The 13,276-nt window shown below is 41.5% G+C and carries 14 protein-coding genes; 12 read left to right on the top strand and 2 right to left on the bottom strand.

Features of this window, described 5'->3' with window-relative positions; translation table 11 throughout:
• The first annotated feature begins 693 nt into the window (after nucleotides 1-693).
• From rsgA to BM736_RS07805, 3 genes are all read left to right on the top strand, one after another.
• A complete protein-coding gene (rsgA, locus tag BM736_RS07815) occupies nucleotides 694-1,878 on the top strand; it encodes a ribosome small subunit-dependent GTPase A (RefSeq protein WP_083699949.1) in 1,185 nt (394 codons plus the stop codon).
• 200 nt (nucleotides 1,879-2,078) lie between these two features.
• Nucleotides 2,079-3,377: a BamA/TamA family outer membrane protein gene (locus BM736_RS07810; RefSeq protein WP_076410638.1), complete on the top strand. Its 1,299-nt coding sequence runs from the start codon at nucleotides 2,079-2,081 to the stop codon at nucleotides 3,375-3,377.
• Nucleotides 3,378-3,710: 333 nt separating this feature from the next.
• Nucleotides 3,711-4,115, top strand: coding sequence for a hypothetical protein (locus tag BM736_RS07805; RefSeq protein ID WP_076410637.1), 405 nt, complete (start codon nucleotides 3,711-3,713; stop codon nucleotides 4,113-4,115).
• A gap of 11 nt (nucleotides 4,116-4,126) precedes the next feature.
• On the opposite strand, the gene rsmS is transcribed toward BM736_RS07805, so the two are convergent.
• Together rsmS and BM736_RS07795 are read right to left on the bottom strand one after the other, a co-directional pair.
• Nucleotides 4,127-4,333 (bottom strand): pleiotropic regulatory protein RsmS, encoded by a 207-nt coding sequence (gene rsmS, locus BM736_RS07800; protein ID WP_076410635.1) that lies wholly within the window; start codon nucleotides 4,331-4,333, stop codon nucleotides 4,127-4,129.
• Nucleotides 4,334-4,461: 128 nt separating this feature from the next.
• Nucleotides 4,462-5,160 carry a hypothetical protein gene (locus BM736_RS07795; RefSeq protein WP_076410633.1) on the bottom strand — a complete coding sequence of 233 codons (699 nt, stop codon included), beginning with the start codon at nucleotides 5,158-5,160 and terminating at the stop codon, nucleotides 4,462-4,464.
• A 178-nt stretch (nucleotides 5,161-5,338) separates the two neighbouring features.
• On the opposite strand from BM736_RS07795, the gene BM736_RS07790 reads away from it, so the two are divergent.
• The 9 genes from BM736_RS07790 to BM736_RS07755 all read left to right on the top strand — a co-directional run.
• Entirely contained in the window at nucleotides 5,339-5,578 is a 240-nt protein-coding gene (locus tag BM736_RS07790; protein ID WP_076410631.1) for a hypothetical protein, read from the top strand.
• A gap of 221 nt (nucleotides 5,579-5,799) precedes the next feature.
• Nucleotides 5,800-6,126, top strand: coding sequence for a hypothetical protein (locus BM736_RS07785; RefSeq protein WP_076410628.1), 327 nt, complete (start codon nucleotides 5,800-5,802; stop codon nucleotides 6,124-6,126).
• A gap of 106 nt (nucleotides 6,127-6,232) precedes the next feature.
• Nucleotides 6,233-6,916 carry a tRNA (adenine(22)-N(1))-methyltransferase TrmK gene (locus tag BM736_RS07780; protein WP_076410626.1) on the top strand — a complete coding sequence of 228 codons (684 nt, stop codon included), beginning with the start codon at nucleotides 6,233-6,235 and terminating at the stop codon, nucleotides 6,914-6,916.
• Between the two features lie 77 nt (nucleotides 6,917-6,993).
• Nucleotides 6,994-7,509: an NUDIX domain-containing protein gene (locus BM736_RS07775; RefSeq protein ID WP_076410624.1), complete on the top strand. Its 516-nt coding sequence runs from the start codon at nucleotides 6,994-6,996 to the stop codon at nucleotides 7,507-7,509.
• A 141-nt stretch (nucleotides 7,510-7,650) separates the two neighbouring features.
• Nucleotides 7,651-8,100: a universal stress protein gene (locus BM736_RS07770; RefSeq protein ID WP_076410622.1), complete on the top strand. Its 450-nt coding sequence runs from the start codon at nucleotides 7,651-7,653 to the stop codon at nucleotides 8,098-8,100.
• 384 nt (nucleotides 8,101-8,484) lie between these two features.
• Nucleotides 8,485-8,628, top strand: a complete 144-nt coding sequence (locus BM736_RS25130) for a hypothetical protein (RefSeq protein WP_179079026.1) — start codon at nucleotides 8,485-8,487, stop codon at nucleotides 8,626-8,628.
• 286 nt (nucleotides 8,629-8,914) lie between these two features.
• On the top strand, nucleotides 8,915-9,721 hold the full coding sequence (locus BM736_RS07765; protein ID WP_076410620.1) for a hypothetical protein: 807 nt from the start codon (nucleotides 8,915-8,917) through the stop codon (nucleotides 9,719-9,721).
• Between the two features lie 2 nt (nucleotides 9,722-9,723).
• Complete coding sequence (locus tag BM736_RS07760; protein ID WP_076410618.1) at nucleotides 9,724-11,511, top strand: hypothetical protein; 1,788 nt, start codon at nucleotides 9,724-9,726, stop codon at nucleotides 11,509-11,511.
• Nucleotides 11,512-12,286: 775 nt separating this feature from the next.
• A partial coding sequence (locus tag BM736_RS07755) for a transposase (protein WP_076410616.1) occupies nucleotides 12,287-13,276 on the top strand: 990 nt, incomplete at its 3' end.

Raw genomic sequence — 13,276 nt, 5'->3', positions numbered from 1 at the left:
ATAATATGTTTCTGGCTTGTTATATCTTAATTGTTATACGGTAAATAATTCAAACATGATAGTAATCTTTTTGACCGGCAAGTGTAACTACCTGTTATTGTTGAATTTGAACTCACACCCAATGTATATCCAACCAAACATCTAGTCGGTGAAGTGTTTGACTCCTATCGTTATCTTTCACTGTGAAAGCGACCAATTAACAAATATTTAACTAGGTGCTTTGTACTAGCCAATGATTTTGTTGGATTCATCCCGCCAAAATAGATAGCCGTGAATGGCAACCCCCCACTTGCTTTCCCCTGTTAGGGGGAATGAGATAACGGCACTAAGATGTAAGAGTTTGTAAACTTGAGTCGCTTCACAAGCGTAAGCAGAATAAGTAGAGAGTTAACCGAAAAATTGCTATGGTCTGTCTTTATTACACAGATATTGAGTAAGAGTGGCATTGGACAAGAGTTTCAATCCCACTTACGACACAGCTACAGATAGGAGATGAATTGATGATTGTTACAGGGTTTAACTGGGCAATAGGCGCCTCAGCTTAAGCGATTAGCGCTACTGCCCGGTTGTTTCTATCGTTGTTGTTTGCCATTTGCGCATCATTAACGACTAACACCGGGATCCTCAGATACACCTTAGGTTTATTGATGATCCCCGAACACTTAAGTTCAGGCGCTTTGCGCTGGGATAAAAATGAAAAATTTAAACCGATTTTCTTCAATCAAGTCAAACTCTCGCTCATCAGTAGCAACACCAACTCACCGTCATATCGACAGTCAAGGTGAAAGTCATAGCCAAAGCCCCTTGAGCAATGACGGCAATACTTCTGCTGATTTAAGCCTTAACGATACCTCACTGGCAAGCCTTGGCTGGCGCCCCTTCTTTGCTCAGCAACTGATGGGAGACAGCCGTAACGATCTTATCATTGCAAAGGTCATGGCCTGTCACCGAAGTCAGCTAGATCTTCAAACTGCAACTGGCGAGCTCAGCATTCCTATCACAGATAAGATGCCTGAGATCACTGTGGGTGATTGGCTCACACTTAACTTAGAAAATAGTGTTCAGCAGCGGTTAACGCGACTTTCTCTATTTAGTCGAAAGGCACCAGGGAGCAAAGTTAAAACCCAGCTCATTGCTGCCAATGTTGATACCGTATTTATCGTTTCGTCATTGAATAAAGACTTTAATCTAGGGCGAATTGAACGCTATATGGCGCTAGCGAAAGAAGCTGAAGTCACGCCTGTTTTTGTGCTAACAAAAGCAGATATGTGTGATGATATTCATGCTTACACGCAGGCACTTTTAGCTATCTCTCCTTTAGCTATGATAGAGACAGTTAATTCACTCTCTAAAGAGAGTGTGGCTTCACTACATACCTATTGCGGCTTAGGTCAAACCATTGCCGTCATGGGCTCTTCTGGCGTAGGTAAATCTACGTTAATCAATACCTTGTTAGGTGCTAGTGCACAATCTACCTCAGCAATTCGAGAAGATGATAGTAAAGGACGTCACACAACAACGGGACGCTCCTTGCATCAAATGCCTGCCGGAGGCCTACTGCTTGACACTCCCGGCATGAGAGAGCTACAGCTCGCCGATTGTGAGCATGGAGTTAGCGAAACATTCGAAGAGATAATCGCCTTAGCAAACTTGTGCCGCTTTGGAGATTGTCAGCATCTAACAGAGCCAGGTTGTAAGGTTCAAGCTGCAATAAGCAAAGGAGAGCTTGATGCGAGGCGTTTAACCAGCTATCAGAAGTTACTGAGGGAGCAAGCGCTCAACAGCGCGACCTTAGCTCAAAAACGAGCTAAAGACCGCAACCAAAGTAAGTTCTATCGCTCGGTACAAGATGGCGCCAGAGTACTAAAAGGCAAATAATGGTCGGTAGAACTAGCCCTATCTAGATGGCTTAAACGATGGAGTAAGCAATGTCTAGTGCTTAGAAAAAAGGGGACTTTATCAAGTCCCCTTTTACCATTAAGTTGAGGTTTTAACTATAAAAGGCAACAGCAAAACAGTTACTTAAATCAAACAAACTGCTAACCTATAGTTTCACTCTGTGGTTAAGGAAGATACCGATGCAGTCTGTAGAGCAGTTACGCCTCTGCGCGCGAAAAAGCTATAGCTGGATTACTTTGACAGTTTTCCTACTCGCTAGCTGGTCAGTATCAACTTTGGGCTTAGCGCAAGAGATAGCGACTGATGATGCGCCACTTAAGCAAAGTGGTGGTCAACATGACCTAAAACCGCAAACGATAAATCCAAACTTGCAAAGCACAAGTCACACCCACCAAAGTACTAGCACAGGCTCCTATGGGGTTAACAGCATCATCCCTGAATGGACACCGGACTTACGTGATGAGGATACAAGGCTTAAGGCCCAGAAAGGGGATTTTGTCGCTGTGCCTATTCCTGTTGCCGACCCCACAATTGGTACCGGGTTAGTTATCGCTGGCGCCTATTATTATGGCCAATCTGCAGCTCAAAAGGCGGCTCAACCAGCATCGACAACCCAAGCGGTAGCCGCTTATACCGATAACGACAGCTACGCCTATGGATTGATGCAGCAAAACTACTGGGATGAAGATAAGTGGCGCTTCACAGGCGCCGCTGCTTACGTCGCTCTAAAGCTCACACTGCTCGACAGCAAATATACAGAAAGTGGCAAGGGGCTTGATTGGAACATTAAAGGCACCTTGCTTAAGGGACAATTGCTACGCAATGTCGGCGAGAATTGGTTTGTTGGCGGCCAATTTAGGCTCATCAATAACGAACAAACCTTCTCTAGCAGTGGCGAAGGTGAAAATGTCGAAGGTAATACTGAAGATGAAATAGGTAAGGCGAAGGCCAATGGTGCAGGCCTATTAGTCCAATACGACACCCGAGACAATCAAACCAATGCTTATTCGGGTCAACGATTCGAATTTGATGCCATGTTTAATGATGAGTTCTTTGGTAGCAGTAATACCTATCAATCCTATCAGGCGCGCTATCGTTACTATTACCATCTGCTCGACCCACTTGTATTGGCTTTTGAAGCCAGAGGCTGTGCTAAATATGGCAATGCACCTCTATGGGATTATTGCACAGTAGGACTTCGTGGTTTCTCGGCAACAAAGTATCTCAATAAAGCTTCATCCTCTGGTCAAATTGAAGCCAGATGGAAAGTCTTTGGTGACTTTGGTGTCGTCGGGTTTGCTGGAGGCGGGTTTGACTCACCTGAGGTATCTAAGCTTTGGGATGATGATATGATCCGCAGCTACGGGGTGGGAATTCGCTATATGGTGTTAGATTCACAACGTATCAACCTGAGGCTGGACTATGCCCGCTCTGGCGATAATGACGCTATTTATGTCTCGGTAGCTGAATCGTTTTAAAAAAACGATATGTTCTGCTAACTACTAGCTTCATATCTGCTTATTTAAGCTTGTACCCTACAGGCTTTACGGTTTGCACATATACGCAAAAAACACGCATCATATTTTTGCCATATTTCGCCCGATTTATGTCAGGTTTAACGCAAATAAATTACAGTTCCACTTCATTTACAACAAAATAAATCAGCATCTATTTATCTATAATTTCAATACATTAGCATATTTTAAATTATCCAGTAATTATGCCCTTTCTTGATTGAAATAGAGAGTTATTTTAAATAACCTTGCCCCATTAATGGAACAGAAGTTCAGTCTAGATCTCTAAGGTAAAAAATGAAATCAATTGTTTATATATGTAGCCTAATCACATTCATGCTGTTCACCAGTTCGGCAGCAACTGCGGCGCCTCAAGTCGGTGTGATGATAGGTAGCGACTCAGGGATCAATGCAAAATTTGGTGATATTAAGCTGGGGGTTGGGCTAGACAAATTCTCTATCACGGCTGACAAGATGATTAACTTCAATAACACCCCGCATTTTTACTACGGATTTGGCGGTAAAATTGCCGATATCAACTCGAGTAAACATGATCTGAAACTGGGTGCTAGAGCCATATTTGGTGCGCAAACTTCTGTAGAAAGGTTTACCTTCTTCGTTGAAGCTCAACCCATTCTTTACATCATTGATGATGTCAAAGTAGAGCTTGAAGCGATAGCGGGTGTACGTTATCAGTTCTAAAGGAATAACGGCTAACCTTTCAACTTTCTTTGAAGGTCACTTTTAACAATTTCAAGCGCTGACAATGCCACTTTAGGGTCGATTTTATTATTTTCAAATAGATAGATAAGATCGACTGCAAGTTTTATATCATCGCTCGCATCATCGATTGGTGACGGGGCTTTGTTAAGCGTTTCAACTTCAATATCGACTTTATCTTTTGATGGGTCTGATGACATGTTTACTCTATAGTGACAATAATAAATTGAGCTCGAAGAGTAATTCAAACCAACGCCATTAGCTATTTTTATTCAGGTATAGCAGCCATTAGTCAGGCTGCAATATCATCAAGATAACCGACAGCGCGCTACTCCTCCTGCTCGAGTTGCTTAAACCCTTTAGATTGTAAGTGCTGTAAAGCACTCACAGCAGCTTTGCAGCTTAGATTCAGCCAAATTCCTACAGGTAGCGTGCGAAAGTGTGTAAGAGAAAATTGATATTCATCTGGGTCCATATTCAGGGACCTCATAATTATCTCTCCTGAGATTTGATCGCCAAAAGCATAATCGACCCGACCTCGACTAAGCAACTGCATCCCTTGCTCAATAGTTTCAACACTGAAGATCACCATGCCTGACTCTGTCATATGCTTGCCTAAGCCGTCACGAGACAGCGCTCTGAGATAGGCTACCGTCTTACCTTCCATTTCAACGAGAGAGTTCCACCTAAACGGTGTGACTTGATGATGGCGATACAAGCCAAGTTCAATAGGTTCATCGGCTAAAGCGACGATGACAAACTGCTCGTCATCTTTGCGGGGGGGATAAAAACTACTGCACCAACTGCCCTCTTTAACCAGTTTATGGGCTCGAGCAGGAGACCAATATTGAGGCATAATCGTCAGCGAGCTGCCATCCATTGCATCAGTGAGTAGAGAGAATGCGATGCCGTTGCCCTCATCTTTCTCTGAGGTAAAAGGTGGGTAATCAATGGCAATGACGGGCAATTGAGTTGCGTATACTGATAGTGAAAACAGATATATTAATAATGTGGAAAACCGTAACATTTAAACTCCGACTATCTCCATGGCAGAAACTCACTCCTTTTGAAGTAACTTACAGAGGTATAGGCTTTAGGTCTAAACAAATTTTAGCGCAATATCCCAAAACCCACTTCGCTATCTTCTCTTCAGAGGATATACTTGCCATCAAATGCAGAGTTAATGAATAAACTAAGAAGTTGTTATGACAAAAGACACACAGAAACTAGACTTTTCAACAATCAATAAGACAACGGCTAAATCGTTTAACGAGCAGAAAAATTTAATAAAGCGCCTCTTCAAAGGTAACACTGTCTTATGTGAAACCTGTAAACAGCCTCTAAACCTTGTTGTACCTACAGATACTGCTCAAACAGGAAAGTACGGTGTATTTTGTAAAAAGGGCTGTACTGACATCGAGCTAGAACTTGAGATGGTTTTGTAATTCCCCTTATTTTTAAACAGCTTGTTGCAACAAGCTGTTTAAAAACGGCACGAATAAGCCCATATAGGGCTTATTAAAATCCCACAGACGGCTTAATAGCCATACACTCCACCTCTATTTACTACCTCTATTTACTACAAACAGTTACTACCACTCTTAATAAAGACAGCTTTTTTCAAAGCAGACAAGCTATTGGTTTACTTTAACTTGGGATATTTAGCTTGAAACAAGTCGTCAGTATATTAGTCATCTGTGCATCTATGTTCGCTATTCTTGCAGCAACACTTTCAGCCAGTGGTGTGCTAAGCCCTCCTTCTCTTTTTGATAACAGCTTTCAGTCAGATAGCGTTCAATATCAATGGCATGTTAATCAGGATGAAAGAGACCCTCTGCTTTCATTAGAGGATATACAAGCTTATTTACAAAGCACTGAAGTCGCCCATGAATTAGCCAGTGAATTAGACCCAAACCAAATTGAAATGCAGATTAGCGAAGAGCACTGGGGGCGTAAACTCCTCAACTTAATCGATATCATCAAACTCATGTAGCAGTTAGAGGATTTCGCAGTCTATGTTCCATAAGACCTCTGAACCGCGATACAATACCGACTTAAACAGTGCATCAAAACCAGAAATAGCCGAGACAGAGTAAACAGTGAAAATTAGCCAGCGACTGCAACAGATAGATAAGATGATTAATCAGCACTATGACCATATCTGGGACTGTTGCTGCGATCACGGACTTCTTGGAGCTAGACTGCTTAAACGAGAGACTGCTAACACCATTCACTTTGTCGATGTCGTTGACACTTTAATGCTTGAGCTAGAGGGGAAATTACAACGCTTCTTCCCTCAATCTGGTGTGAGCAATAAACGATGGCAAGTGCATTGTATGGACGTCGCCCATCTGCCGCTTGAAGCCGAAGACAGTCAAGAAAGCCATTTAATCATCATTGCAGGAGTCGGTGGAGAGCTTGTCACTGACTTAGTTAAAGCCCTATTAGCCCGCTACCCCGCTAAAGCCCTAGAGTTTATTCTCTGTCCTGTTCACCATAACTACTTGGTCAGAACCGAGCTGGCTACATTACAGTTAGGCCTAGTTAACGAATGCTTAGTCGAAGAAAATAAACGCTTCTATGAGGTTTTACATCTGTCGACGTCAAGCCAAGAGCCTATCTCGAATACGGGTAAAAAAATGTGGGACTTAACCCGTGACGCTGATAGAAGATATCTAAGTAAAACATTGGATCACTACCGCAATATGAGTAAAAGCTCTCAGGCCAATTTTGCTAAAGTCGCTCCAATAATAGAAGACTACGAAAAGCTTAACGACCTATAGTCTTAAAGAAACAAGCATAGCTAAGAGAGTAATTACTGATATACTCCGCCACTGTTTTTAACCACTGATGATTTATCATGCGCCTGCTACGCTCTACAACCCACGCTGAAATCCCCTGTTTGACGGCTAACGCTTTCACCCGTAAAGCCGCGCGCGGTATTATCTTAGACGGCGAAAATATTCTGCTGCTCTATACAGAGCGTTATCATGATTACAGTATTCCAGGTGGTGGTATCGATGATGGTGAATCAGTTGAAGCTGGACTACTGCGGGAGTTAGAAGAGGAAACGGGTGCGCAACATATCGACGTGATGCGTGAGTTCGGCCTTTATGAAGAGTACCGCCCTTGGTACAAGGCTGACTTTGATATCGTGCATATGCTGTCCTATTGCTTCATCTGCAATATTCACCCAGAGCTGGGTGAAACACGGCTGGAAGATCATGAAATTCAAAATGGTATGAAACCCGTATGGATTAATATCCATGAAGCGATCAAACACAACGAACAGACAATAGCGAATAGCCCTAAAAAAGGGATGTCTATCGAACGTGAGACCTTTCTGCTCAAGCTAATTGTCGAGGAGCTGCTGTAGCTTTCAGCTCCTGCTTCAATCTTAAAATATTTTTATTCTATGCATAATTAAAACTCAATATTATTTACCCACCTGCACGCTATGATGAACCTATCAAGCTTACCCCTTGGTAGGCTCACGTTATAAATAGGCAGGTTTCCTATGAGTTATAAACATATACTTCTCAGTATCGCTTTGAATAATGACAGCATTAAAATCTTAGAAAAAGCGGCCGATGTAGCCAAGCAAAATAGGGCTAAGCTCAGCCTGATCCATATCGATTTAGATATTCCTCACACCTATGAAGGTATGCTTGGCGCTGACTACCAAAAGCAGGAAAGTATTATCCGTGAAGAGTCTATCACTTCGATGAAGAGGCTACTGAACGCCCTTGAGATTGATGTTGTCCACCACTACCCGGTACAAAACCAAGTCATCACCTCTGGCGATCTCGATAACGAAATCTTAGATTACATCGACAATCATGACATAGACCTGCTTATCATGGGTCACCATAAATCAAACTTCTTAAGCCAGTTTATGATCTCACCCACCGAGCCTGTGATTCGCAATATGCCCTGCGATTTGATGTTTATTAAGCTCGATAATTAAGTTAGTTAGCCTTCGAATGAAGGCAGGTGACATTTTCTCTTGCTTGATTTGATTGAGGCTAGACTCATCGTCGCTCCGGCAATGCTTTTGAGCCGGAGTCTAGCTTTGTGTTTTGGCCTGATTTGGTATCTGCTAGAGTGTTGAAATTCAGACCTTCACTGTTATCAAACGCCTGGCCGGCGAGGCATGTGCACTGAATTGTTCCTTCTTTTGGATTTGGCTTTTCTGAATAACTCTAGGCTTAGTTTGAAACTCATTTATACCCCATAGTGAGATAAAGCTGACTTCAACGTTTCGCAGCCAATGCGCTAGTGTCTTTGCAAACCGCCGTAAAATCTTCCCTGATGGCTCTACTAAACCTCTGACTGCCAAGGATTGGTGGAAATGCCAAGAAATGTAGGGAACATTTCTGGCCTTGATTTAGAAGCTTGCACGCCACTCAGCTCACGGGCTGCTAGCCAGTTCATCGAAGCGTCAAACTCATTTATGCCCCATTATTATTTTCAGGCAATACAGCAGACTTCGTAAGTAACCAGCATTAACCCTAATAATACTAATGCCGTGAAACGAAAATATATGTAGTCAGAGCAGGTTTCTATTAGGGTGGGAAGTAGAACCGGGACACAAGTGAGCTGCAGCCTCATATTATTCACCAAACGTCTAATAATCTGAATTGAGTAAAACCACACAAGCAAGACTGACTGAAGTATGGCTATCCAATTGGTGAGCATTCAATTCAGTATGCGCCGTGGCACACAGCCTAAATCTCTGATAACCTGCCTACGCTAATATCAAATTTCGATTAGGAATACTTATGAGCCTATCTATATCGATGGACCCAATGGACTATTACCTTTGTGATGGAGTCTATTGGAATTGGGATGCAGAGCAAGATGTAGAACTCTCAAAGGAGAATGACTTCGCTTCTGAATATGTAACACAAATGGCTGAAGCTGAAGAAGTCGCCTTTTCGAAAAATTTTAGTTCCAGTGAAGCATATAGGTCGCATCACTTTTTTGAGGTATTAACCGCTAATATACCTTACATAGCGAACAGATATTGTCGATACGAGAATTTATCTAAAGACTATGCTGAGGTAGCTATGCAGAAGAACGTCCTTAAGGATATAGCCTTCGTACACGCTACTGATTTAGGAATAAATTTCACTCTTAAGCACATAAAAAAACTTGATGAGATTGTACTGAACATCTATAACAATACGCCTCGTAACAGTGTCTATAATCGTGTAGGTACGCTACAGCATTTTTTACATGAGTGCACTCTTGAACAAGGCAATAAAATCGATTGCTTAAATAGAGAAGTGATGAGAAAGTTGCTCTCACTGTGTAGACTACACATAGCAATATCAGATGTTAGAAAGAAGAACATTGATCTGATCAAGGACGAGCTAATCAAAAACAATTTGGATTCAAAAGAACATTCGCAGACGCCTTATGTCATAATGTTGAACAGACAATACATCCAAAATTGGAAGCAAAGACATCTTAGAAGCTTGCTTCATTTCTGTCCTCTAGTTGAAAGGAATACTTTGAAAGGACTGATCAATCTAAAACAACCATTCAACAATGCTGCAGTACAAGAAGTCCTTTTTAAGAAATAGAAATGAGCAAAATCAATTTAGTAACCTCACCTGAAGTTTTAGATATACCTCTCGAAGGCCCATCTTTCATCCATTTAAGAAAGAAAAAGAAGAAAGGTGGTGATAGGAAGATTATTGCAATATCAAGCAACGGCGATGTTATTTACAACGGTCAATATCGTACTCCTATCGAAGAGTTTATATATAACAACAAAGACAATAAGTGCGTGCATATGGTACTTACTGACCGTGAACTACTATACATTAAGGCGTTTGCTGTGAGATATAATGTTAGGGTCTACAGCATCGAATCCTATTATCCGTTCTTTAGCGATATCAAGTATAGTAACGACTTAAAAGTAAACTTAACTAACCTGAACAAATCTCTTCGCTACGCTAAATCTCTAGGATTCCAAAACAATTCTTTCGTAAAAGTTACAACTCAAGATTTTAGGAATACTCTGCTAAATAAGATCTTTATGAAGAGTGAGTATGATAGCCAGTTTTATTTTTCTTACAGCGAGCCTTACCAAGAAGTTTTCAAATTCCTTGAAACAAGGACAGACAGAACTGTCGTCGCTCTAGACTTTAACTCGATGTTTGCTTCGTGCTTAAAGGGAGAGTTTATCGACCCTAAACGTTTAGAGTTTGTATCAATTGAGCAGACATACGATGGGCAAGAGCTTTCTCAAGGCATCTATAAAGTCGTTTTAAAGAATCCTAAATCATCATTCATTAAAAACCATCACCTCTTTAAGCTCACCAAAAATTTCAAAAAGTATGCATTTTCTCTTGATGACATTAATGAGATTGAAGCAACTCTTCATAAAGAAGAAGTAGAGTATTACTACAATCATTTTTCAAACATTTGGATTGATAACGGTTATATATCTCAAAGTGCCATTGGCCACCCACTATATAAGAAAAGCATCGACTTGTATAAAAAGCGATTGCGCTCGAAGAGCCTAGGAAAAAAGACACTAGAAAAAAAATATAAGCTCGAACTAGCTATGCTCCATAGCATCACGAATCCAAAGAGTTTCAAGCGCAAAGAGTTTAGAAACCTCGATGAAGTTTCTACCTTTCTAAGAATAGAGTTTGGTATAGACTTAGATTTCGCACAGAAAGCATCCGTAAAGGCATTTTTCAAACGCAGTCATTTCTCCCTTAATCGTAGTACTCAAGGGTTCATACTTCACTATGTGGACATTTACTCCAAAGTTTCTGCCTACAGTCTGTCATCACAGGTTATGGCTAAGGTTAGGCTTAAGATGCTCTCTCTATTAGAAGAGCTATTAAGCATGGATAAGATAGAATTGTGCTACATAAACACTGATTGTGTGCATGTTTCGTTTCCAAAAGATTTAGTGGAAGATTTTTGGGAGAAAACTCAGCATTTAGTTGGAGATGAACTAGGCATGCTGAAAGTAGAGGCCATTGCTGATACAGGCTATTGGTTTGATGTTGGCCGCTATTTCCTCTATCACAATGGAAAGGTTGTAAAGTTTAGTAATTCTGGATTAAACCACAGAGGAAATACCAAACCTTTTCTCTTAACTAAACCGGTGGTCATGCATTACAAGAGTCACACCTTTTCGCATGTCTCAATGCTCTATTCGCACTTCTCTAATCTACTCACTTACAGTAAAAAACTGATTCAAAAAAATGGGGGGAGTGATTTCGAACGATTCACGGTGGCTCAGATCCTAGATTCTGCCTCATCGGCATTACTTGATCAGGAAGAGAGGGACAACAGCTCAGCAATTAAAATCGAAACCTACCATACACTGATGAAATCGAATGACATCTAGGTTAAGATTGTAGTTGTAGCAAGTGGGGAGATTTATCTATTGCTACTCCGAGTGTTCCTCGGCCAGCGTAGCTGGCAATGTTAGGTTTTTACCTTGCTATAGAGCCAGCCCCACTGGCTCACCTTAACAATTGAACCTTTTACACTAATAACATTACCTCGTGAGTTCATGGGGTGGATACTGAATAGTTTTTTGAATGCCTATGCATAACTTGTTCGATGGCTGTCTAGAGATTTCTATACTGGTCTCAAAAAAAGTAATCTAAATTGTATAAATTAGAGTTTTATCTCTAAGCAATAAATGTCCATAAATCAGTTATGAACTGTAAATCCCACGCTACATTGAACTTGCTGGCAGAGCATCTGCTGTGGGACGTGCAAGCTTCTAAATCAGGATGATTTAGTAGAGCCATCAGGGATGATTTTACAGCGACTTGCAAAGGGACATAGCAGATGAGCTGCATTTTATTGAAGTTAGATAGTTTACTTTTTGTTGTATGAGCTACCCAAAGCGGCTTTTGTCCAAAAACAACTTACCTACCAATAAATCTAAATCGAAGAAGTAAATACTCAGGTGTGAACGCGGCTGTGACCTTCCGTGACAGGGATGTCACGGCAGAGCCCACAGAGGTTGTGCTTGCGGCGTGTCACAGAAGTGTTTACTCGTAAGCCCACGACAGGCAGAAAAAGACAGGACAGCCATATCTTTTGTGCTTTAAACCATCCTCTACTAGGCTTTAAGTTCCCTAGGCTCAATCTTGATAGGAATGGTAAATATGACCTCAGCGCGAAGAACCTTGATTGACGCAGAATCGACTCCGTTTTATCACATCATAAATCGCTGTGTCAGAAGAGCTTTCCTGTGCGGTGAAGATAAGCTGACTGGTAGAAGTTACGAGCATAGACGCGGCTGGATTGTCGATAAAGTTAAGGCTCTATCTGCTATTTTTTGTATTGATGTCTGTGCTTATGCAGTAATGAATAACCACTATCATTTAGTCCTTAAAATCGATACAGCCAAAGCTAAATCATTGAGTAATCGTGGGGTTATTAGCCGCTGGTGTAAGGTGACAAAAGGCCATGATGTAGCGACTAAATATATGAATGGAGAGACCTTAATCGAGGGGGAGCGTTTACTACTTGATGGGTTATTGGCCGAGTGGCACGAGCGTCTATCCAGCATCTCGTGGTTTATGAGGTGCCTCAATGAAGAGATAGCACGTAGGGCCAATCGTGAAGATGGATGTAAAGGGGCTTTTTGGGAGGGGCGCTTTAAGTCACAAGCTCTACTTGATGAGCAAGCACTATTAGCCTGCATGATGTATGTTGATTTAAACCCTATTAGAGCGGGAATTGCCAACACTCTGCAAGCTTCTGATTATACGTCTATTCAGGAGCGCATTAATGAGCTAAATACTCCTAATAAAAACACTAAAGCAAATCATGAACCTGAATCCAAACCTCAACGAACCTCGAGTGAGCGACACAAACCTCTAGCCCAGTTTGATGGTGCAGCTCATTTAGCAACTCAATCAGGCATCCCATTTCATTTCAGTGATTACTTACAACTTATTGATTGGACTGGCAGAGCCATTAGGTCTGATAAAAAAGGTTTCATCGACTCTAGCCGCCCAAAATTACTTGATGAACTTGGAATCTCATCCAATGCTTGGGTAACCTCAGCAAAAGAGTTTCGCCGCCAATACAGTGGTATTAGTGGTCGTTGGGATGCTATGTGTGATTTTAAAAAACAGCATCATTGTGGT

The organism is Shewanella sp. UCD-KL12, from assembly GCF_001957125.1.
Lineage (GTDB): Bacteria > Pseudomonadota > Gammaproteobacteria > Enterobacterales > Shewanellaceae > Shewanella.
This window is presented reverse-complemented; position numbering and strand designations above follow the sequence as displayed.

Excerpts from the sequence above, each read along its gene's own strand:
- rsgA (WP_083699949.1), top strand. The coding sequence starts at position 694 with ATGAAAAATTTAAACCGATTTTCTTCAATCAAGTCAAACTCTCGCTCA.
- BM736_RS07810 (WP_076410638.1), top strand. The coding sequence starts at position 2,079 with ATGCAGTCTGTAGAGCAGTTACGCCTCTGCGCGCGAAAAAGCTATAGC.
- BM736_RS07805 (WP_076410637.1), top strand. The coding sequence starts at position 3,711 with ATGAAATCAATTGTTTATATATGTAGCCTAATCACATTCATGCTGTTC.
- rsmS (WP_076410635.1), bottom strand. The coding sequence starts at position 4,333 with ATGTCATCAGACCCATCAAAAGATAAAGTCGATATTGAAGTTGAAACG.
- BM736_RS07795 (WP_076410633.1), bottom strand. The coding sequence starts at position 5,160 with ATGTTACGGTTTTCCACATTATTAATATATCTGTTTTCACTATCAGTA.
- BM736_RS07790 (WP_076410631.1), top strand. The coding sequence starts at position 5,339 with ATGACAAAAGACACACAGAAACTAGACTTTTCAACAATCAATAAGACA.
- BM736_RS07775 (WP_076410624.1), top strand. The coding sequence starts at position 6,994 with ATGCGCCTGCTACGCTCTACAACCCACGCTGAAATCCCCTGTTTGACG.
- BM736_RS07770 (WP_076410622.1), top strand. The coding sequence starts at position 7,651 with ATGAGTTATAAACATATACTTCTCAGTATCGCTTTGAATAATGACAGC.
- BM736_RS25130 (WP_179079026.1), top strand. The coding sequence starts at position 8,485 with ATGCCAAGAAATGTAGGGAACATTTCTGGCCTTGATTTAGAAGCTTGC.
- BM736_RS07765 (WP_076410620.1), top strand. The coding sequence starts at position 8,915 with ATGAGCCTATCTATATCGATGGACCCAATGGACTATTACCTTTGTGAT.
- BM736_RS07760 (WP_076410618.1), top strand. The coding sequence starts at position 9,724 with ATGAGCAAAATCAATTTAGTAACCTCACCTGAAGTTTTAGATATACCT.